The 20756-nt window shown below is 58.9% G+C and carries 17 protein-coding genes; 2 read left to right on the forward strand and 15 right to left on the reverse strand.

Going from position 1 to position 20756, the window contains the following annotated elements; genetic code table 11:
• On the reverse strand, window positions 1-917 hold a 917-nt coding region (locus tag VGC62_RS09435), incomplete at its 3' end, for an OmpA/MotB family protein (RefSeq protein ID WP_331186806.1).
• Window positions 918-940: 23 nt separating this feature from the next.
• Window positions 941-1765: a motility protein A gene (locus VGC62_RS09440; protein WP_331186807.1), complete on the reverse strand. Its 825-nt coding sequence runs from the start codon at window positions 1763-1765 to the stop codon at window positions 941-943.
• A 321-nt stretch (window positions 1766-2086) separates the two neighbouring features.
• On the opposite strand from VGC62_RS09440, the gene VGC62_RS09445 reads away from it, so the two are divergent.
• Entirely contained in the window at window positions 2087-3139 is a 1053-nt protein-coding gene (locus VGC62_RS09445; RefSeq protein ID WP_331186808.1) for a flagellin, read from the forward strand.
• Between the two features lie 182 nt (window positions 3140-3321).
• Window positions 3322-6756: a tetratricopeptide repeat protein gene (locus tag VGC62_RS09450; RefSeq protein WP_331186809.1), complete on the forward strand. Its 3435-nt coding sequence runs from the start codon at window positions 3322-3324 to the stop codon at window positions 6754-6756.
• A gap of 56 nt (window positions 6757-6812) precedes the next feature.
• Here VGC62_RS09450 and VGC62_RS09455 read toward each other — a convergent pair whose 3' ends face one another.
• The 13 genes from VGC62_RS09455 to fliD all read right to left on the reverse strand — a co-directional run bounded on the left by VGC62_RS09455 (window position 6813) and on the right by fliD (window position 20607).
• Window positions 6813-8135 (reverse strand): UDP-glucose/GDP-mannose dehydrogenase family protein, encoded by a 1323-nt coding sequence (locus VGC62_RS09455; protein WP_331186810.1) that lies wholly within the window; start codon window positions 8133-8135, stop codon window positions 6813-6815.
• Between the two features lie 6 nt (window positions 8136-8141).
• On the reverse strand, window positions 8142-8834 hold the full coding sequence (locus VGC62_RS09460; RefSeq protein ID WP_331186811.1) for an RNA polymerase sigma factor FliA: 693 nt from the start codon (window positions 8832-8834) through the stop codon (window positions 8142-8144).
• Window positions 8835-9013: 179 nt separating this feature from the next.
• Window positions 9014-9526 (reverse strand): hypothetical protein, encoded by a 513-nt coding sequence (locus VGC62_RS09465; RefSeq protein ID WP_331186812.1) that lies wholly within the window; start codon window positions 9524-9526, stop codon window positions 9014-9016.
• Entirely contained in the window at window positions 9523-11820 is a 2298-nt protein-coding gene (flhF, locus tag VGC62_RS09470; RefSeq protein WP_331186813.1) for a flagellar biosynthesis protein FlhF, read from the reverse strand. Before flhF ends, VGC62_RS09465 begins: the two co-directional genes overlap by 4 nt.
• Complete coding sequence (flhA, locus tag VGC62_RS09475) at window positions 11817-13910, reverse strand: flagellar biosynthesis protein FlhA (RefSeq protein WP_331186814.1); 2094 nt, start codon at window positions 13908-13910, stop codon at window positions 11817-11819. The genes flhF and flhA overlap by 4 nt, the downstream gene beginning before the upstream one ends.
• Window positions 13907-15076: a flagellar biosynthesis protein FlhB gene (gene flhB / locus VGC62_RS09480; RefSeq protein ID WP_331186815.1), complete on the reverse strand. Its 1170-nt coding sequence runs from the start codon at window positions 15074-15076 to the stop codon at window positions 13907-13909. Before flhB ends, flhA begins: the two co-directional genes overlap by 4 nt.
• A gap of 103 nt (window positions 15077-15179) precedes the next feature.
• The gene (gene motB / locus VGC62_RS09485; RefSeq protein ID WP_331186816.1) at window positions 15180-16082 is read right to left on the reverse strand and encodes a flagellar motor protein MotB; all 903 of its coding nucleotides are present in this window, start codon (window positions 16080-16082) and stop codon (window positions 15180-15182) included.
• Between the two features lie 2 nt (window positions 16083-16084).
• On the reverse strand, window positions 16085-16975 hold the full coding sequence (gene motA, locus VGC62_RS09490; RefSeq protein ID WP_331186817.1) for a flagellar motor stator protein MotA: 891 nt from the start codon (window positions 16973-16975) through the stop codon (window positions 16085-16087).
• Between the two features lie 187 nt (window positions 16976-17162).
• Window positions 17163-17729, reverse strand: a complete 567-nt coding sequence (gene flhC, locus VGC62_RS09495) for a flagellar transcriptional regulator FlhC (RefSeq protein ID WP_331186818.1) — start codon at window positions 17727-17729, stop codon at window positions 17163-17165.
• Window positions 17730-17732: 3 nt separating this feature from the next.
• Window positions 17733-18068 carry a flagellar transcriptional regulator FlhD gene (gene flhD, locus VGC62_RS09500; protein WP_331186819.1) on the reverse strand — a complete coding sequence of 112 codons (336 nt, stop codon included), beginning with the start codon at window positions 18066-18068 and terminating at the stop codon, window positions 17733-17735.
• A 332-nt stretch (window positions 18069-18400) separates the two neighbouring features.
• A complete protein-coding gene (locus VGC62_RS09505) occupies window positions 18401-18772 on the reverse strand; it encodes a flagellar protein FliT (protein ID WP_331186820.1) in 372 nt (123 codons plus the stop codon).
• 2 nt (window positions 18773-18774) lie between these two features.
• Window positions 18775-19176, reverse strand: a complete 402-nt coding sequence (gene fliS / locus VGC62_RS09510) for a flagellar export chaperone FliS (RefSeq protein WP_331186821.1) — start codon at window positions 19174-19176, stop codon at window positions 18775-18777.
• Between the two features lie 24 nt (window positions 19177-19200).
• On the reverse strand, window positions 19201-20607 hold the full coding sequence (gene fliD / locus VGC62_RS09515; protein ID WP_331186822.1) for a flagellar filament capping protein FliD: 1407 nt from the start codon (window positions 20605-20607) through the stop codon (window positions 19201-19203).
• Between the last annotated feature and the right edge of the window lie 149 nt (window positions 20608-20756).

The raw sequence follows: 20756 nt of genomic DNA on the forward strand, positions 1-20756 counted from the left end.
ATCAACTCCACCCGGCGGTTGCTCGCGCGCCCTTCGGCTGTTGTGTTATCGCCCAAGGGGTGGGTGTCTGCGTAGCCGACGGCGGTGAGGCGATCACTCTTGATACCGTTGCTTTGAAGGTAACGCACGACGCTGCCGGCGCGAGCACCGGAGAGTTCCCAGTTGGAGGGGAAGCGTGAGCTGCGAATGTCCTGTGTGTCGGTGTGGCCGGTGACGATGACTTTGTGCGGGACGCTGCCGAGTACCGGTATCAGGTGTTGTAGGACTCTCAGGCCACCCAGGTTGAGGTCGGATTGGCCGGAGGAGAAAAGGATTTCACTGTTGATCCGGAAGCTGACGGTGCTTTCGCCGGTGACGACTTCAATATCACTGCCCAGTTTGTCCAGCGGCAGTTCTTTGAGCAGGTTATCAACACTTGGGTTAGCGGGGGCGTGGGGCGTGGGTTGGTTTGCAATGGCGGGTTCGGGCGCTGGAGCCTCAGACGTTGCGGCGATTGATGCGGCTGCGCCCAGTGATGCAATTTCTGTTGAGGTGATCGGCTTAGGTGTCGGTTCTGGTTCGATCGGTGTTTTGGCCTGTGACACGAGCAACAACTTTCCTGGCGGATCCAGTTGGGTCAGGTTTTTGCCACTGAAGATCGGGTTCAGATTGAGGTCGGCCTTACGGTTGTGGTCATGGACCTTGCCAGCCATGGCCAGCATTGCCATGGTGACCACTAGCAACAGCGTCATCATGTCCAGATAGGTCATCATCCATGCCTCGCCCCCGGCGTCGTCCACTGGGGGGATGCCGGCAACCGCCGCCGCTGTTGCGGTTCTCCGTTTCAGGCCGCGATGATTCTGGCGAGCCTGCATGAGCTCGATTTCAAGGGCACGCTGACGGGCCAGCCAGTGCTGATGGTCGGCTAGAACGTCCACTGAGGCGGCTCTATTGGACGCTCTCATACTCGCGGGTTCCACTTGAGGGGCATCAATTTACGGCTTAGGCGAACGGGTTCGTCACGCAATTCGTTCTGATGCTCGGCGACGAAGGATTTCAGCGTTTCACGCATCAGGCCTGGGCTGCGTTTGTTGGACATCATGGAAATGCCTTGCAGGATCATGTTCATCACCACCACCCGCTGTTCAGTGCGGCGCTCCAGTTTGACCGCGACGGGTTTGAACACCAGGTTGGCGAACAGCACGCCGTAAAGGGTGGTCATGAGGCCTACGGCCATTTGCCTGCCAATGGTCACCATGTCGCCATCGCCGAGCACGAACATAAGGTTCACCAACCCCACCAGCGTGCCCAGCATGCCGAAGGCCGGGGCATAGCTGGCCATGACCCGAAACAGCTGTGCTTCGGCGTGTTCTTTGGCGCGCAGTCGGGAAATTCGCCATTGCAGCAGCTCGAGGATGTCGTCTTCAGGCGTCTTGTCGATCACCAATTGCACACCGGAGCGCAGGAAGGGATTTTTTACTTGATCCAGTGCCTCCTCAACTGCTCGCAAGTCACCGTCAACCCACAGACGCGACAGGCTGACCAATTCATTGATGTCCTCCTGGGTGTACTCGCGCTCGTTGCGAATGACGGTCTTGATCAGGCTGAAGATACGCAGCACTTCGCTCAGCGGATAGCTGATGAAGGTCGCGGCAAAAGTGCCGACGACCACAATGCCCAGGCTCGGCAGATCAATGAACAATCCGGGTTGTTGCGCGGAGAACACCAGTAGAACCGCCAGCAGTAAAAGGCTGGCGAGCATACCGATCAGGGTCGAGGGGTTCATGCAGCACTCCTTGAAACAGCACTCGGCACCCACGCCGGGGCGTTGGTGCGATTGAGATAAAGGGAGGCTTTATAACCTGGCGGGGGTTGATTCAAATCCGTTAATACAGCCACATTCCCTGGCGAAATCAGCACTACGGGAAATGGCTGTCGGGTCGGTGGGCAGCAGAAGAGCGTGTGTGAAAATTTTTTAAGGGCTGGCTAAAGGTGGGTGATCGGGTCGCCGATGTTCGCAATGTCTTTACGGCAACGGCGCTGAAAGCAACGGGCGCCGCATTTTGAATTTGTCATAAGCGCCTCACCCACGAGAAGGAACTGCAAAATGTCAGTTATCAATACCAACATCACCTCGCTGATCGCTCAACAAAACCTGAGCTCTTCGGAGAGCAGCCTGAGTACCTCGATCGAACGCCTGTCGTCCGGCCTGAAAATCAACAGCGCATCCGATGACGCCGCCGGTCAGGCGATCGCCAACCGTATGAGCTCGCAGATCACCGGTCTGGAACAAGCGAGCAGCAACGCCAGCGACGGTATCTCCCTGGCGCAGACCACTGAAGGCGCCCTCGATCAGGTGAACGACAACCTGCAGCGTATTCGTGAGCTGGCAGTTCAAGCCTCGAACGGCACCAACTCCCAGTCCGACTTGCAATCGATTCAGGATGAGATCACCCAGCGTTTGGACGAGATCGACCGTATCTCCGAGCAAACCGCGTTCAACGGCGTGGATGTGCTGGCTTCCGATCAGACGATCACCATCCAGGTCGGTGCCAACGATGGTGAGACCATTGATATCTCGTTGAGCGAAATCAACGCCGAAACGCTGGGTCTGGGCGACTTCAATGTTAACGGCTATGACACCACGCTGACCGCGACCACCCTGTCGGACGACTCGGGTACCGCGATTACCTCGACCAATACCAGTTATGTCGATAAGTCCGGCACCACCATCAGTGGCGGCACCTTGTCCACGGACTCTGACGGTGACTACTTCTTGACCGTAGGCGGTAAAACCTATGCAGCCGAAGTCACCCTGACGACCAGTGGCACGACCACCACGGCCAGCATCAGTATCGACACGGATAATGCCGTCACCAAAAAGTCGACAAACACCCTGACCACCCTCGACAGTGCCTTGAACACCGTCGACTCGATGCGTTCGGACTTGGGTGCGGTGCAGAACCGTTTCGACTCGGCGATCACCAACATCTCGACCACGACCACCAACCTGACGTCTGCCCGTTCGGGTATCCAGGACGTTGACTACGCCACTGAAGTGTCGGCAATGACCAGTGCTCAGATCCTTCAGCAAGCAGGCACTTCGGTATTGGCTCAAGCCAACTCCATGCCTGAGCAAATGCTGTCGCTGTTGCAGTAATCGCTACTCAACCGTAGCACGCGACACGAAGGGGCCAGCACACGCTGAGCCCCTTTTGTTGTTGGGTGCTCGACGCGCAATAGTCTCTAATCCCACAACTGCGGTGGGCTTATCCGGGCTTTGCCGCTGGAGGTGCCGCGATAGCATTCAGGGCAGACTCTTCCTTCACAAGGCTGCCTTTCATGCCCAAACCCCTGCGCCCCAGATCGCACCAGAAAACCCTCACCCTGGCGTCGAGCCGCGCCGCTGACACTCGCGGCCTCACCCAGGCGCGTCGGCTAAGCCAACAGCGTCCGCGAGACCCGCAAGTGTGGCAGGCGCTGGGTAATCTGGAGCTCAAAGCCGAGCCTGAACGCGCACTGGCCAGTTTCGAGCGAGCGCTGAGCCTGTTGCCCGACGACCCGCAAGCGTTGGAGCTGGTGGCCAAGGCGGCGCAAAAACTCGGTCAGGTAGATCGTGCCCGGGAGCTTGCCATCAAGGCCTTGGGCATAAACCCTGATTTCCCCCCGGCCCATCATCGTCTGGCCACGCTCTACTTTGAGAAAGGCCAGTTCGCCCCCGCCCTGCAGCATATTCAGCAGGCGCTGGACAGTGTCCCTGATGACTGCCGTATGCTCTCCAGGAAAGGTTTGATCCTCAACCGGATGGAGCGCCACGGCGACGCCATCGCGGTGTTCGACAAGCTGATCGAACGAGAGCCGGGGGATTACAGTCACTGGAACAACGCCGCCAACCTGTACAAGGACATCGGCCAGTTGGCTAAGGCCGACAAGTACTATCAAAAGGCAGTGTCGCTGGCCAGGCGCAAGGATGTGCTGCCGTACTCCAATCGCCTGACGTCGCTGCACTATGATCCTGACCGCAGCCGCGACTATATCTTCGAGGTCTGCAAGGAATGGCAGTCACGCTTCGGTCCGAAATCCGTTCCCGCACGACCAGACGTGCAGGACCGTGCGTTGAACCGCTGCCTGCGCATCGGTCTGGTGTCCGACGGTTTGCGCCAGCATCCGGTGGGCAACATGATTGTGGGTGTGCTGGAAAAATTGCCGCGTCATCAGTTTGAATTGTTCGCCTACAGCACCAGCCAGGTCAGCGATCATCTGACCCGGCGCATTCAAGCAACAGTTCATCAGTGGCTCGCGATCAAACACATGGACGAGCACACGCTGGCCCAGCGCATTCGTGATGACCGGATCGATATCCTGATCGACCTGTGCGGCCATAACGCCGGTAACCGCATGGGCGCCATGGCGCTGCAACCGGCGCCGTTGCTGGTGAAGTGGGTGGGCGGGCTGATCAATACGACAGGGCTGGACGCGATCGATTATTTGCTCAGCGACAGTATCGAGTCGCCTGAAGGCGAGGATGCGTTCTACACCGAAAAACTCATCCGTCTGCCCGACGATTACATCTGTTACGACCCGCCGCCCTACACACCGGACATCAAGCCATTGCCGGCGCTGGAGAGTGGCTTCATCACCTATGGGTGCTTCAATAACCCGACCAAAGTCAACGATGTCTTGCTGGTCCAGTGGGCCGAATTGATGCGGGCTACACCTGATTCGCGCTTGCTGCTCAAGGGCGGGGCGTTCAGCAACAGTGAGCTGCGCGAGCATGTGCAGGCCGTAATGGCGGTCCAGGGAATTGCGCCTGAACGTGTGCTGGTCGAAGGGCCGGTAGGCCACAAATCCCTGCTCGAGACCTACAACCGCGTCGATATCGCGCTTGACCCCTGGCCCTATTCCGGCGGCCTGACGACCTGCGAGGCGTTGTTGATGGGTGTGCCGGTGGTCACGCTGCCCGGCCCGACATTCGCCGGGCGTCACTCGGCGACGCACTTGGTCAACGCCGGGCTGCCAGAGCTGGTGGTTAATAGTTGGGATGAATACCGTCAGCGCGTCATCGGCCTGACGGGGGACCTGAACAGTCTCTCCCGCATTCGCGGCCACCTGCGCGATGTGCTGATGCGTTCGCCGGTCTGTGACAGTCAGCGCTTTGCGAGCCATTTCAGCACGGCCATGCGGGCCATCTGGCAGCGCTATTGCGAGGGCAAACCTACTGCCGCATTAACGCTGAGCAAGGATGGGGGTGCCCGGTTCCAGGACGAAGCCGAGGCCGTGGACATCCAGCACCCGGTTGAGCCGGTCAAGCAGGAAGGCTTTAGTTTCAAGTTTCAGGGCAAGATCGTCACGCTCGATCACGGTGCGACGCTGGTGGGTTCGGCGCAGTTTGTCGCGCTACAAAAGCTGGGCGCCTTCTCGACGATAGTGTTCGACCCGGCCAGTCGCATCGATAATGCCAGGCAATTGGCACAACTCGGCGAGCTGCATTATTACCCGCATGCGGCGCTGGGCAATGGTCAGGCGACTACCCTCTACGCGTGCCTCGATCCGACGATGACGGCGACGTTGGAGCCTCTGGCCGCGCAACGTCCGGGTGCCAGTACCCGCGTACTGGCCCAACTTGCGTTGCCGACCCTGAAGCTGGACGTGATCAACGGCTTGTCGTCCGTTGACTGGCTGGTGCTGGACAATCTGAACGACAGTCTCTCCGTCATTGAGCACGGGCAACGGACGCTGAACGATACGCTGCTGGTGCAGGCGCGCGTCAACTTTGCGCCGACCCATCGCCAGCAGCCCGATGTGGGCCTGATCAGTCAAAGCCTTGCTCGTCTGGGTTTCAGCTTTTATCGGTTGAATAAACTTCAACACGTCAGCCATCGGCCGCAGGGTGAGTGCCCTGATCAACTTCGGGCCTCGCATCTGGTCTGCGCCGATGCCTTGTTTCTACCCGACTCGGCGCGCTTGGCGGCACTGTCGGACAACCAGCGGCTGAAGCTGGCGTTCATCCTGCACACGGTTTACGGCGCTCACGACGTCGCAACGCAACTCCTCAGTGAACTAAACAGCGGTTTGGCCGAGCAGTACCTCAAGCATTGTCAGAACACGTCATCAGCCTCGAAACCCGGGTCAAACCAGGCCGAAACGCTTGCCGCCCGACAAGATCAAGACCAGCGGGCGCCGATGCAGGAACCTCAGGTGACATTCCCCGAAGAGGTCGCCGTTTACCTGAAGACGATCTATGCAGAGGCCTCGGTGATTCTGGAGTACGGCAGCGGTGGGTCGACAATCATTGCCGCCAGAATGCCGGAAAAATCGGTGATTTCGGTCGAGAACGACGCCCGCTGGGCCAAGGACATGCAGGCCTGGATTGCCAGCGCTTCGCTGCCATCGCCGCCGGTGATTTATCCGATCGATGTCGGAGAGACCGGCCAATGGGCGCGTCCGAAAAATGCCCGGGCCTGGAAAAAATTCCACACCTACCCGCTGAAGGTTTGGGATGAACCGTTCTTTGAGCAACCGGATGTGATCCTGATCGACGGGCGTTTTCGGATTGCCTGCTTCGTGACTGCCTACCTGCGGGCGACCAAACCGATGATCGTGCTGTTCGACGACTACCTCGATCGTCCTCACTATCACGTGGTTGAGCGGTTATTGGCACCGACCGAGTTCGTCGGTCGAATGGCGCGATTCGACCTGCGTCCTCTCGCCGAAATCCCCCGGTCAGAACTGACCTGGCTGGTCGCCAGTTATAACGAGGTGGCTTACGCCGAATGAGTATTTGGCAGTGATGAACTGAGCCGTGCGCGTTGATGGGTAGGGACGCGCAGGGCTCAGGACCTGCCGATGGCCGAATAGGTCAAACCGGCTTGCGCCAATGCCTTCGGCTCGTACAGATTGCGCCCATCGATCACCACGGCCAACTTGAGTTGCTGTTTGAGCCAGGTGAAGTCGACGCTGCGAAAGGCTTTCCATTCCGTGCAGATCACCAGCGCATCGGCGCCCTTGACTGCCTGGATGCGATCCCCGGCCAGCACCAAGTCGTCTCGCTCACCGTAAAGGCGCCGACACTCCTGCATCGCTTGCGGGTCGTAGGCCTGCACTCTGGCGCCGGCCTTCCACAGGGATTCCATCAGGTCTCTGCTGGGGGCGGCGCGCATATCATCGGTATTGGGTTTGAACGCCAGCCCCCAGACGGCAATGGTTTTGTCCGCCAGCTGACCGTCCAGCGCCCGTTCAAGCTTTTTGAACAGGGTGGTTTTCTGTCGCTGGTTCACCGCTTCGACCGCCCTCAGCAGTTGCGGGTCGTAGCCCACTTCCTGGGCGGTGCGGTTCAGGGCTTGAATGTCCTTGGGGAAACACGAGCCGCCATAGCCGCAACCGGGGTAGATGAAGTCATAACCGATCCGTGGATCGCTGCCGATGCCATGGCGGACCTCTTCGATATCCACGTCGAGGTATTCGGCAAGGTTGGCCATTTCGTTCATGAAGCTGATTTTTGTCGCCAGCATGGCATTGGCGGCGTACTTGGTCAGTTCGGCGGCACGCAGGCTCATGAACATCAGCTTGTCGTGATTACGGTTGTAGGGCGCGTAGCACTCGCGCATGAGGGTTTGGACCTGCTCCGATGCGGTACCGATGATGATGCGCGCGCCACGGGTGAAGTCTTCGATGGCGGCGCCTTCCTTCAGAAACTCCGGATTGGAGCAGACATCGAACGGTAGCTGTACACCGCGATCGGCCAGTACCTTGCGAATGGTCTCTTGGACTTTTTCCCCGGTGCCCACGGGGACAGTCGATTTATCGACGACCACTTTGTAGCCCTGCATGTGCTGGCCGATGGTGTGTGCGACGGCCAGGACGTATTGCAGATCGGCACTACCGTCTTCGTCGGCCGGGGTACCCACGGCAATGAACAGCAGGTCGGCGAAGGTGACGGCTTGCGCGGCATCGGTGGAGAAGAGCAGGCGCCCGGCCTGAACGTTGGTGTGGGTCAGCGTGTTCAGGCCGGGCTCGTGAATTGGTATTTCACCGCCCTGCAGCCGTTCGATGCGTTGCGGGTCGATGTCCATGCACATCACTTGATGGCCGACATCGGCCAGGCACGCGCTTGCCACAAGACCCACATAGCCGGAACCGAACACACTGATTTTCATGTGTCGTTATTCCGTCATGCTGGCGCGCAGCCGGGCAATGGCCTGGCTGTGCAACTGACAGGCGCGCGACTCGCTGACTTCCAGCACCAGGCCAATCTCGCGCAAGTTGAGTTTTTCGTGATGACACAGCGCGAGCAGCAGTCTTTCCCGTGCCGGAAGGGCGTCAATGGCGCGCATGAGTTGGGCGCGGTTGCGATCATTGACCAGCTCGGCAAAGGGGGTGAGATGCTTGGAACTGATCGCATCGATATGCTCTTCGCCGACATCGTCGATGGGCAGCAGTTGACTGCCATTGGTGTCATTGAGCACCTGATGGTATTCAGCCAGCGTCAGCCCCATCGCGGAAGCGACTTCGCGTTCTTTGGCCGGTCGCCCCAGGCTTTGCTCCACGCGGTGCATGGCATCCTCCAGCGCACGTGCATTGCGCCGCACGCTGCGGGGTACCCAGTCACGGGTGCGCAGTTCATCGATCATCGCGCCACGGATACGTTGCGAGGCGAAGGTGCCGAACGTCGCCCCGACGCTAAAGTCATATCGGGTCATGGCATCGAGTAAGCCGATGCTGCCGGCCTGAATCAAATCGTCCAGCTCGATATTGGCTGGCAGCCGGGTTTTCAGAACTAGTGCTTGCCGCCGGACCAAGGGTAGGTACTGCTGGAGCACTTCCTGCTGGTTCATCTTGCCCTGTGCCGTATACATCGTGCGCGCCTGCGAAAGACAAAAAATGGCAATGAGGCATCCGCACAGTTGGAAGCCGCGTGACGCCTGGAGTCGTATGGTGAGGATTATTACTGCTCCCCCGAGCCCCTTAAGCGCGGAACAGCCATGCACTACACGACATGTTCCCCGCTTAGCTGCGGCGGCAAATAACGAATGGCTCAGTCACTGATTTCATCAATGAGCAACAACCGAACGCCCAGATAACGGTGGGCCGCTTCTCGCAAGTTGTTGAGCAGGCCCTGCCGGGGAAAACCGGCGTGCAGCGCCAGCACGTGGTCGGGACCGCCTTGTTCGCTGAGTTGGCGCAAGGTCTGGAAGGCTCGGCGGAAGGCGTCAAGGTCGCTGTCGATCCATAGCCCCCAGCGCGGTTGTTGGCGGGTCAGGGTTTGCAGATCGCGATGATTGTTATCCACAGGCAACATGCGCCAGCGGGCGGGGTGGCCGATCCATTGATGGCCTTGCTGATGCCAGCGCTCCAGGGTTTTATGCGCCGGGCCTGCCGCCTGCGTTGGGCCGAACAGGATCAGCGTGCGATCCGGCGCGGGCGGCGATAACGGGGCAACTTCGTGGGCGGTGGCGGTGGGATGAGCCTTGTTTTGTTCGGCCCAGCGGCGCAGGCCGGCGGCCTGATCCAGTGTTTCCACCGCCGGCCGGGTGTCCGGATCGTTCATGTGAAGGCGCTGTTCTGAGTGCTGCCCATGCGTGTAAAGGCATCGCTGACGGTCAGCAGATGCAGCAAACCTTCAAGAATGCCCGAAGCATGACCGGCCTGCTTTTCAGGCAACAGCCCCAGCAGTTGCGCGCGAGCCTGGAAGGCCCAGTCATCGCTGGCGTTGGTCAGTCGTACGGCGGTCGCGGCCAGTCCGCTTGCCAGGTATAAGCGCAGTTCGGCATGCAGGTGCGGCTGAATGGCGACCAATAGCGCCCAGCCACGCCCGGTGAGCTTTGCCAGTTCGTCGTGTTTCAGCTGCAGGATGAGGTCGGCCACTTGATCCTTCAAAGCGCCTTGTGTGTTTTCCCCTGCCAGCCACCTGCGTTGCCCCAGGCACTGGCCGCTATGGCTGTCATGCAGCGTACCGAACCAGGCACGCAGGGGGGCTTGAGTCGAGCCCTTGAGCGTGACCGGTAGATGACTCAGGTTCAGACGCACGTTACGGTTGCGGTAGCGCAGTTCACGAACGCCGAAGTCTTCGCCGTGTGCGGTCAGTGTGCCGAGGCGCTGATGTTCGCCTTGATACATGACGCGCTGGCTGCCCTTGACTGCGCTCTGCCACGACTGGCCGTTGTTATGCAGCGCGTCGAGGGTGGCGCCGCTTGGGCAGGTTGCCCACACATGGCGGTGCGTCGGCCAGCGAGGCTGACACCAACTCAGGCGTGGCTGCGGGCCAATCGGCATGCAATGCGTCAGCCAAGGGCGGGCCTTCAATTGACCGGCGTCGTCCACCGTCAACAAGGGCATGCTCCATGAGGCTCCGGCCGCCGGGCGCGGCGCCCCCCACAACAGCAGACCGTTCGGACTGGCCGGCGTCCAGCGCTCCTGCGCATCCAGGAATGCTGCCCAGCGCTGGTGTTGCTCCGCTTGGGGCATGCCCATCAATGGCCAGACATCGAGCAACTGCTCAAAGCCCTCGATTCGATGGATCAGGCTGTCGCGCAAGGTCGAGACCGTCCGGCTCTGACCCAGTAAACCGCGCACCAGCGCATCCAGTCGCTGGGCCGTCGAGGCACTCGGTTTTGCTGCAAACAGGGAAGGGCGCGAGATATCCAGTGCCTGTTGCAGGAAGGTCGAGGCCATGGGGAGCTGCAAGTCTTCAGGGACTTGCTGACCGGCGGACAGGTAGTTCAGCCGCAGACCGTGACGAATCACGGTATCCAGTGCCGGGCCCAGCCGTGCGGCTTCATCGCATTTGCTGATGATGCAGTCATCCAGTGGGCAGCCGGCCGCCTGCGCGGCGTCACGATAGGTGTGCACCACTTCTTCGAGGGTGTCGCCATGGCTGGCCGCGTTGATTACCAGCATCAGGCGCAACGCTCGGCCGCTGGAACCCAGTTGGTTGATTTGCGTCAGCAGGCGTTGGTCACGCTGGCTCATGCCCACGGTGTCGATGATCACCAGTCTCTTGTCAGCCAGTTTGGCCAGCAACGGGCTGAGCGCTGCCGAAGGCCCCAGGGTGTGCAGGTCGACACCCAGCAGTTGGGCATAGATTTTCAGCTGTTCGTGGGCGCCGATACGGAAGCTGTCAGTGGTGACCAGGGCGACCTGACTGGCGCCATGACGCATGACATAACGCGCCGCCAGTTTAGCGGTCGTGGTGGTTTTGCCGACCCCGGTCGGCCCCACTAGGGCAATGATGCTCGTGTTGTCGAACAACTCGGCCTCATCGCCAAGTTGGTTCAATTGACTGTCCAGTTTTTGCGTCAGCCAGGCGTGCAACCTTGCAGGTGTGGCGTCGGTCCCGTGGAGTTGCGGCGGTGTCGTGCCGAGCAACTCTTCACTCAGACGTGCGCTGAAACCTGCATCGAGCAGCCATTGGATTAGTTGAGGTCGACCACTCTGGTCGCTGACTGCCCGTTCTGCCTGGCGATCGATAAGCTGGCGCAGGTCCTGGATTTCGTTCAGCAGACGTTCACTTAGCGCGGTGAAATCCAGGGCGGTTGCGGGCGTCCGGTTCGCCGCAACCGGCGTATCGACAGGCTCGGGGCGTGTCGAAAATGGGCTGATCTGGTGGGCGTAAGCGGCCGCGGCGTGGTGAAGGCTGACCGGCACTGGGTCGTCGTCTGATTCCGTCGGGGTGGCAAGGTGCGGCGCGATAGCTTGCGCGGGTGTGTCTTCGGCCAGCGCCATGATCTCGACGCCTTCGTCAGTCATGCGACTCGACAGGATCAGGGCCTCTTCACCCAGGATGAGACGCACCTGATTCATGGCCTCGCGACTGTTGGCACCGATAAATCGTTGAGCACTCACTTGGGTGTTCCTCCGATCACGTTAATCATTCGAAGTGTGCGGTCATCCGGTACTTCGCTGAGGGAGATCACCGTCAACTGACGCAGGCGTCGGCGCAAGAAACGCGACAGCACCGGGCGCAGCTTGTTCGGCACCACCAACACGGGCGGCTCGGTGCTGGCTTCCTGGCGTTTGAGGGCCAGTGAGGTTTGTTGCATCAGGTTGTCCGCCAGACTGGGTTCCAGCGACCCGCCATTGCCGACGGCCTGCATCAGCACCTGTTCAAGGTTGAAGTCCAGCCCGATGACTTTCAGTTCGGATTTGTTGGCAAACAACTGATTGACGATCGAGCGACCCAAGGCGATGCGCACGACGGCCGTCAGCTCCTGAACATCGGGTGGTTGTTGCACGCCGCCGTGTTCGGCCAGGGCATCGAGAATGGTACGCATGTCACGGATCGAGACGTTTTCTTCCAGCAGGTTCTGCAGCACGCGTTGCAATACCGTCAACGACACCAGCTTGGGCACGACTTCGTCGATCAGCCCTTTGCTGTCGGGACCGAGCTTGTCCAGAAGCTTCTGGACTTCACCGCGGCCCAGCATGTCTTTGGCGTACTGATGCAACAGATGGTTGAGGTGGGTGGCTGTCACGGTGCTGGCGTCGACCACTGTGTAGCCATAAATCTGCCCGTGCTCGCGCAGGTTCGGATCGATCCAGATGGCCGGTAAGCCAAACGCCGGATCCACCGCCTCCGTGCCTTCAAGTTCATTGGTGACCTTGCCGGGATTGATCGCCAGCCACTTGCCGGGAAAGACTTCGCCACGGCCGATCTCGACGCCTTTGAGGCTGATGATGTAGGTGTTGGGAGACAATTCCAGCTTGTCGCGCACATGCACCACGGGCGGTAGAAACCCCACGTCCTGGGCGAACTTTTTGCGCAGGCTTTTGATGCGGGTGATCAGTTCGCCTTGTTGGCGCGCATCCACCAATTGAATCAGCCGGTGGCCGACGCGCAAGCTCAGCGTATCCACCAGTTGCACATCATCCCAGGAGGCTTCGGAACTTTGTGATGCCGATTTGGGCAGCGGGGTCTGGGTGGAACTTTCTTGCGGCAGCTCCTCTTGTCGGGAGAACCACCAACCCAGCCCGCCCAACAGTCCAGTGAGAACCAGAAATACCAGGTTCGGCATGCCCGGTACCAGCCCGAGCAAACCCATCACGCCCGCCGTCATCATCAGCACCTTGGGTCGACTGAACAGTTGGCCCATCATCTGCTGGCCAACGTCTTGTTCGGTATTGACCCGCGACACCGTGACACCGGCGGCAATCGAGATCACCAGGCCAGGAATCTGCGCCACCAGACCGTCGCCGATGGTCAGCATGGTGTACGTGTGGGCTGCGTCGGCGAAGGCCATGTCGTGTTGCAGGATGCCGATGGCCAGGCCGCCAATGATGCAGACGCCCATGATGACCAAACCGGCCACGGCGTCGCCTCGCACGAACTTGCTGGCACCGTCCATGGAGCCGAAGAAATCGGCTTCCTGGGCGACTTCCTTGCGGCGTTGACGGGCTTGCGGTTCGCCGATCAGGCCAGCGTTCAGGTCGGCATCGATCGCCATCTGCTTGCCGGGCATCGAGTCCAGCGTAAAGCGCGCGCCGACTTCAGCGATTCGTCCGGCCCCCTTGGTGATCACCATGAAGTTGATGGTCACCAGAATCAGGAACAGCGCCAGACCCACGGCAAAGTTACCGCCCACCAGAAACTCGCCGAAGGCCTCAATGACCTTCCCGGCGGCGTCGGTGCCGGTGTGGCCCTCCATCAGAATCACCCGCGTCGAGGCCACGTTGAGTGACAGGCGCAGCAACGTGGTAAACAGCAGCACCGAGGGAAACGCCGAGAAATCCAGTGGTTTCTCCGTGAGCATGCTGACCATCAACACCATGATCGCCAGCGCGATGTTGAAGGTGAACAGCAAGTCCAGAATAAACGTCGGCAGCGGCAGGATCATCATCGACAGGATGAGAACGATCAGCACGGGCCCGGTCATGATCTTCAGGTCGGTTCTGGCCAGCCAGGAGTCAGGGCCGAGTAAATCGGTCATTCCTTTCATTCGTTCTGTTCATCCTCAGGTTTAGCATTACGCGGGCCACGCTGGTCCATACCCGGCGGCACGGACAGGTTCACCGGGGTCGGTGGCACGTCACCGCCATCCTCACTGACGCGCTTGAGGCGTATGGCCCAGGCCACGACTTCCGCGACAACGGTGTATAGCTCAATGGGAATTTCACGATCGAGATCGACGTGGAAGTAAAGGGCGCGGGCCAGCGGCGGGGCTTCGAGGATGGGCAAGTGATGTTCCCGTGCAATGTCACGAATACGCCAAGCCACATCATCGGCCCCTTTGGCGACCACCCGGGGAGCGCCGTTCCGATCCTTCTGATAAGACAGGGCAACGGCAAAATGGCTGGGGTTGGTGACGATGACGTCGGCCTTGGGCACCTTGCTCATCATGCGTCGCCGGGCGCGTACCTGTTGCAGCTGACGAATCCGCGCCTTGATATGGGGGTCGCCATCAGCGTTTTTGTGTTCCTGGCGCTGCTCTTCCTTGGACATGCGCAGGTTCTTCGCGTAAGTCCACAACTGATAAGGTGCGTCCATGCCAACCACGATAGTCAGGGCGGCCACGCACATTGCGCAGGACTTGGCGGTTAACCCCATGACCGCCGTCAGGGCTTGCTGCGCCGGCATTTGCGGCAAGGCCAGCAGCTGGCCGATGTGCGCTTTGAGGAAGAAATAGACCACCGTACCGATTAGCGTTGCCTTGGCGATGGCTTTCGCCAGCTCAACCAGCACCTGCACGGAAAAAAGCCGCGCCAGCCCGCTGATCGGGTTAACCCTTGAAAACTGCGGACGCACTGCCGCCAGGGTAATCACCAGTCCGCCCAGCAGCGCCGGGGCGGCCAGGGCCGCGAGGGTCATCAGGGCGAAGAATGGGATCAAGGCGAACAGCGCGATCTGGCTCAATGACCAGAGCCCACTGAGCATACGTGCCGTGTCGAACAGTTGTGCCCGGTCGAACAACAACGCTTGCTCCATGACCTGTCCCAGGCTGTCATACAGCTTGCCACCCATGATCCACAGCCCGCCGATGCCGGCCAGCAGCATGACGAAGGTGTTCATTTCACGAGAACGGGCGACCTGACCCTGTTCACGGGCCTTCTCGATTCGTCGCGGCGTCGCCGCTTCGGTCTTGTCCTCTCTGCTGGTCTCGGCCATGGCTCTCCGGGCGCCTGCGGCGACCCGCGCGACATGTCAAAGGTCGTCATTGTGCGCAGCACCAAGGCGTACTGATCGTAGAAACACCACGCACAATCAAGCGCTAATGTCGGGTTTGTTCCGCCGGTTTGCTTGTGGAGGGCTCGGGAGCTGTCGGCTCCGGCACTTCCAATGGGCCGTATTCGTCCTGAGATAAAATCTTCTGCGCAGCGCGGCTGTCCAGAACGATGATTTCGATCCTGCGGTTGGCGGCGTCATAGGGGCCGGCGCCGTGGAAGCGAATGCGATCGGACATGCCCGAGACACGCAATAGCTTGTCCGAGTCCAGGCCACCGGTGACCAGTTCCTGGCGAGAGGCTTTGGCGCGGTCGGCGGACAAGTCCCAGTTGTTGTAGCCGGCCTCGCCGCTTGGATACGGGTGGCTGTCGGTATGCCCGCTGATTTGAATGCGGTTGGGCAATTCGTTGAGCACCGGCGCGAAGGTCCTCAGAAGTTTGCGTAAATACGGCGCAACATTGGCGCTGCCCAGTTCGAACATCGGGCGATTGTCGGTGTCGAGCAACTGCACGCGCAAACCTTCCGGGCTCAGCCCTATCGAGATCTGTTGCTTGAGCTCCCTCAGTTGTGGGTCGCGTTCCACCGCGCTTTCCAGTCGAAGTTTGAGTGACTCCAGATGACGACGCTCCTCGCTGGACAAGCGTCGTGGGTGTTGATCCCTTCGGGCTCGCTCGCCTTTAGAGAAGCGTTGGTCGGGGCCTCCGCCGGGAATGGCGCTGGTGCTTGCCGAGTTGCGATCGCCTTTGCTCATGGCGACTAGCAACGGTGTACTGAAGTATTCGGCAATCGCTTCCTTATCGCTTTTGCTGGCGTTGGACAGTACCCACAACACCAGAAATAGCGCCATGAGGGCGGTCATGAAGTCGGCGAAGGCAATTTTCCAAGCGCCGCCATGGTGCCCATGGGTGGTCTTTTTCTTGCGCCGTATGATGATCGGTTGATCGCTCATACTCATTCGGTTCCAGGCTGGCTACTGCTGGTCGCACTACTGCTACCGCCACGCACATAGCTTTCCAGCTCCAGTGCGCCGGGTCTTTCGCTGGTGTGCAGGGCCTTGCGACCGAACTCCACCGCTAATTGTGGAGGCATGCCTTGCACGCTCGCCAACAGTGTGACGCGGATACACTGCAGCATCTTGGCGGATTCGGCGGCCTGTCGATCGATACGACTGGCCAACGGCGCAACCAGGCCGTAGGCCAGGTAAATCCCGAGGAAGGTTCCGACCAGGGCATGAGCAATCATCTGCCCCATCAAATCAGGACCGACGTCGACGGAACTCAGGGCTTTGACCACCCCCATGACGGCCGCGACGATACCGAAGGCCGGCAAGGCATCGCTGACTTTGTACAGGGCGTCGGCGGGCAAGTGGGCTTCGTGTTCGAACTCTTCGATTTCGTGCAGCATCAGTTCGTCGAGTTCATGGGCCTGCATCGCGCTACTGACCAACAGGCGCAGGTAATCGGTGATGAAATAGATGATCATCGGGTCGGACACCAGCCGTGGATACTGGGCAAAAATCGGGCTTTGGTCGGGCTCGTCGATGTCCCTTTCCAGGGACGACATGCCTTCACGTCGTGCTTTGCTCAGCAAGGCATACATCATTGCCATCAGTTCCAGGTACAACGTTTTGTCGTACTTGGCGCTGCGCTTGAATCGCGAGACCGCGTTGAGCGTGGCCCTGATCGCCTTGCCGTTATTCGCGGCGATGAATGCACCAATACCGGCCCCTCCAATCATCAGCAGTTCGGTCGGTTGATACAGTGGGCCGAGGCTGCCACCGGACAGGACAAAGCCACCGAACACCGACAAAAGTACAACGATAAGCCCTAATGCGATGAGCACGTGGTCGTTCCTTGAATTTAAGAAATAAATAACCTGCCGGATATCGGCAGGTCTTTCTAAAACTTGAAATTATTTCTTTCGGGACGAGCGATGGGGGGGGCGAGGTGAAAAGGGGTAAGCCCGATCCGTCGGATTTACCCGTTTTTTGCGTGGGGTGAGGGCGTTGGTGCGCAACGCTGTGATCGTTTTACGCTTTGCGTACAGGCGGTAGGCTGTCGAGTAGTTGGGGGTCGAGGTCTCGACGTTTCAGGGTTTTACCGGCGCGCGAGGGCGGTTGGCAAATGCCGCAGACGTAGTGCTGCGTTGGTGCATGAGAGTGGGCGACGAACTCGCCCGAACAACACGAGCAGCGGATCAGCTCAAGCATGTCGCTTTCAAAAAAACGCACGAGGGTCCAGGCCCGGGTAAGGCCGAGTACCAACTCCCCTTCTTGATCACCCACCTGCTCCAGATACAGGCGATAGGCTTTGACGAACGCATCGATCCGGTATCCGCCTATTTCGATCATGCTGCGATACATGCCGTAGAACAGGGACGAGTGAATGTTCGGTAGCCATGTCACGAACCAGTCGGTGGAGAAGGGCAGCATGCCCTTGGGGGGAGAGGCTCCTCGAACTTCTTTATACAGGCGGATCAGTCGACCCCGGCTGAGCGAGGTCTCGGTTTCCAGCACCTGCAGTCGCGCACCCAGTTCAATCAGTTCGATTGCCAGTTGCACCTGCTGCATTTCGGTAACCAGGCTTTTTTCTGACATGGATCAGCCTTCCACGATTCGCATATCGCCTGAGCGATCGGCGGCGGCCATCAGCAGTGCAGAATGAATTTCCACCATGCCCAGTTCGCGAGAGTTGCCCAGGACCCTGGACAAACGGTCTGTCTCTTCGAAAACGGGGCGACAAATCAATTGATTGACCCGGGCTAGCTGGGTCATTTGCTTGCTGCTCAGTTTGGTTAGCAGGTCCGCCATTTTTTCGCTGAGTTTCAGGCGGAAAATGGCGATATCCCGATCTTTACGCAGCAGGTTTTGGGCCAGTAATAAATAGGAAAGATTCAGATCCTGGATGTCTTCAAGCTCAGTGTTGGTATTTGGCAACTTCTACCCTCCCGATGGGTACTACAGTTCGGCACGCCTTGGCGGCGTGACCTCTGGCAGACAGGTGCTGCAAATCGACAAGTACTTAAAACAGGGTGCTGTTGCTTTGAAGGCAAGCATCCTGTCGTATCTTTTTTATTCGGCTATTCACACGCTCGACCGTCCATTCGCAGGTCGTGAATACCTATTTTTAATTTTTTCTAAAGTATCAATTGAAGCGTACGATAACCGATTGACGCAGACTATTTGTTATCTGTTGTCAGGGTTTTTTTGCACCTCAAAGATAATTTCACATCAATGTGTCGTGACTTGATGTGGCTTGTACGCTCCTGTTATTTTTTTCGATACAAATAGCGGATGATGGGTATCACGCTGTTGGTTGATGCCCGGTAAGCCGTGTTCAGATCGCTCTTTCGACGATTGATCTGCATGAGTTCACCCAAGTCATTCTGGCGGGCATGCAAGAACGAATTTACCTGTTCTTCCAGCATCAGAATTTGGCTGATAAGTTCAAACTTGTGTTGCTGGCCGGCATCGTCAAGGTCGACTTGATCTTCGGCACGGCGCAAGTAGGCGGCATCGATCAGTCCTTGGGACTTTAAGGCGAAGATGCCGTCCCAATCGGATTTTTCGGCACATTCGAGCAGGCGTTGTGATTGTTTGAGTAGTTGTTCATAAGCGGCGATCAATTGTGCTTGCATCATGTCTACCGCTCTTCCTCGATGTGCGAACCGATGGCTAGCCAGGCTGCGGCGACAGGTTCCAGCAGATTGGCGGCAGTTGTGAGCGCTGTTTCGTCATTGTTGAGATTTGCCCGAAGCAGCACACGAACAACATAGTCGTAGAGCTGGTCAAGTTGCACGGCAACGTCGCCCCCTTGTTCGAGGTCCAGCGAGGCGCGTAATCCCTTACTGACAATATTAATCGCCTTGGTAATGGCCTTGCCTTTTTCGGCGATATTGCCGGCCTGCAGATGCAGGCGTGCGATACGAATCGATGCCTGGTAACTATCGAACAGCATCATGATCCTTTGGTGAGGAGAGGCCGCCAAAATGCCGCTTTCTACGCCCACCTTGGCGTAAGCATTCGCGTCTCGAATGGAACTCATCTAATTTGCTCCGCAGTAGGGTCGTCAATCATCGCTGTTAAGTGCATCAAACTGGGTTGTCAGATAGTCAGCCGTCGAGTTCAACTGCGATATCAAGGTATCAAGTTGGGTGAATTCGTCGGTCCAGCGCGCCATCTCGGAGTCGATCAGCGCCTGCTTCTCTTCATAACGCTCCTCCAACTGCTCCAGTTTGGATTCCAGGCTGTCGGTTTTGGCGACGATCAAACCGTTATCTTCGTCCAGGTAGTTGTCCAGGTCGGTCGACATCTGGGTAATAAAGCCGGTGGTGTCATCGGTGCCTATAAAGAACTCCGAAACACCCTCTATGTTGTCTTCGATGGCGCTCGTCAGCGCGTCTTCGTCAATCAACAAGGTGCCATCGACTTCCAGGGAAATCCCCAACTGCGAGAGGTAGCTATACGTCCCGCTGCCGATAGCGCTGTAGAGATCACTGCTCAATTCACTGCTGATTCGGCGGGTGGTCGAGTCTCCCAGTAACTCGCCTGCCGTTTCAGTATCCGCGTCATAAGAGGTCAAGTCATCCACGGTCGTGACGTAATCGTTGTACGCATCGACGAACGTGGTAATGGCATCGAGAATCGAGTCGGTGTCCTGGGTAATCGTCAGGGTTTGTGAGCTGCCGACGGCGGACAGGCTCAGGGTGACTCCTTGCAAGGCGTCTTCGACGGTATTGCTCTGGCTACTGATGGCGATGCCGTTGATCGTCAGTTCTGCGTCCAGGGCTTCGACCGTCTCGGTCATGTTGCCGGTAGTGCCGTCATAGCCCAACAGGCTCGACGCTTCGTCGGTACTGTCCGTGCCGGTGTAGGTCACGGTCATTGCTGATTCGGTACCGGTGCTGTCGGATGTCAGCACCAGTCGGTATGGGGTGTCGCTGCCGTCATTGACGATCGAGGCGGTCACGCCGGCATCGGCCGCGTTGATTGCGTCGCGGATACCTTCCAGCGTGTTGTTGCTGCTGTCGAGGGTGATCGACACCGCCTCTTCTGTACCCACTTGCAGGGTCAGTGTGCCGGTGCCCAGTGCGGTGGTCTGGTCGGCGATGCCATCGGTGGTGAGGCTTTGTGCCTGGGCCAGTTGTGTCACCTCTAGCTGGTAGGTGCCAGCCTCGGCTTCGCTGGTGGTTGCCGCCGTCACGCCGCTGCCGGACAGGGTCGTGGTCAATGACTCGTAAAGGCTCTCATCGGCCAGGGCTTCGACCGCTGATTGCAGGGTGGTCAGCGCACTCGTCAACGTACCGTAGGCCGATATTTCAGCATCCACCGAGTCCTCTTGTGCGGTGATCGGGTCCAGCAGGCTGGTTTCTTTCGAGTCTTCCAGGCTTTCCAGAATGCTGTCCAGATCCAGCCCGGAGCCGACGCCCAGGGAGGTGATGGTTGCGGTCGAACTGGTGGAGGTGGTCGTTGCCATGTGCGTGCCTTTCCTGGTTTGTGCCTGGCCTTGCTCGTTGAGCAAGGTGCTGTGTTCACACTCAAAGGGGTGCGTTTGAATGCAACATCGGCAACCGGCAAGCCCGTCTTTAGGGCTTACTCGTTGTTTTCAACGATTTCATCAACAAG

Origin of the sequence: Pseudomonas sp. (genome assembly GCF_036404235.1) — a bacterium.
In the GTDB taxonomy this organism is placed as follows: domain Bacteria; phylum Pseudomonadota; class Gammaproteobacteria; order Pseudomonadales; family Pseudomonadaceae; genus Aquipseudomonas.

Excerpts from the sequence above, each read along its gene's own strand:
- VGC62_RS09440 (WP_331186807.1), bottom strand. The coding sequence starts at position 1,765 with ATGAACCCCTCGACCCTGATCGGTATGCTCGCCAGCCTTTTACTGCTG.
- VGC62_RS09445 (WP_331186808.1), top strand. The coding sequence starts at position 2,087 with ATGTCAGTTATCAATACCAACATCACCTCGCTGATCGCTCAACAAAAC.
- VGC62_RS09450 (WP_331186809.1), top strand. The coding sequence starts at position 3,322 with ATGCCCAAACCCCTGCGCCCCAGATCGCACCAGAAAACCCTCACCCTG.
- VGC62_RS09455 (WP_331186810.1), bottom strand. The coding sequence starts at position 8,135 with ATGAAAATCAGTGTGTTCGGTTCCGGCTATGTGGGTCTTGTGGCAAGC.
- VGC62_RS09460 (WP_331186811.1), bottom strand. The coding sequence starts at position 8,834 with ATGTATACGGCACAGGGCAAGATGAACCAGCAGGAAGTGCTCCAGCAG.
- VGC62_RS09465 (WP_331186812.1), bottom strand. The coding sequence starts at position 9,526 with ATGAACGATCCGGACACCCGGCCGGCGGTGGAAACACTGGATCAGGCC.
- flhA (WP_331186814.1), bottom strand. The coding sequence starts at position 13,910 with ATGAAAGGAATGACCGATTTACTCGGCCCTGACTCCTGGCTGGCCAGA.
- flhB (WP_331186815.1), bottom strand. The coding sequence starts at position 15,076 with ATGGCCGAGACCAGCAGAGAGGACAAGACCGAAGCGGCGACGCCGCGA.
- motB (WP_331186816.1), bottom strand. The coding sequence starts at position 16,082 with ATGAGCGATCAACCGATCATCATACGGCGCAAGAAAAAGACCACCCAT.
- flhC (WP_331186818.1), bottom strand. The coding sequence starts at position 17,729 with ATGTCAGAAAAAAGCCTGGTTACCGAAATGCAGCAGGTGCAACTGGCA.
- VGC62_RS09505 (WP_331186820.1), bottom strand. The coding sequence starts at position 18,772 with ATGATGCAAGCACAATTGATCGCCGCTTATGAACAACTACTCAAACAA.
- fliS (WP_331186821.1), bottom strand. The coding sequence starts at position 19,176 with ATGAGTTCCATTCGAGACGCGAATGCTTACGCCAAGGTGGGCGTAGAA.
- fliD (WP_331186822.1), bottom strand. The coding sequence starts at position 20,607 with ATGGCAACGACCACCTCCACCAGTTCGACCGCAACCATCACCTCCCTG.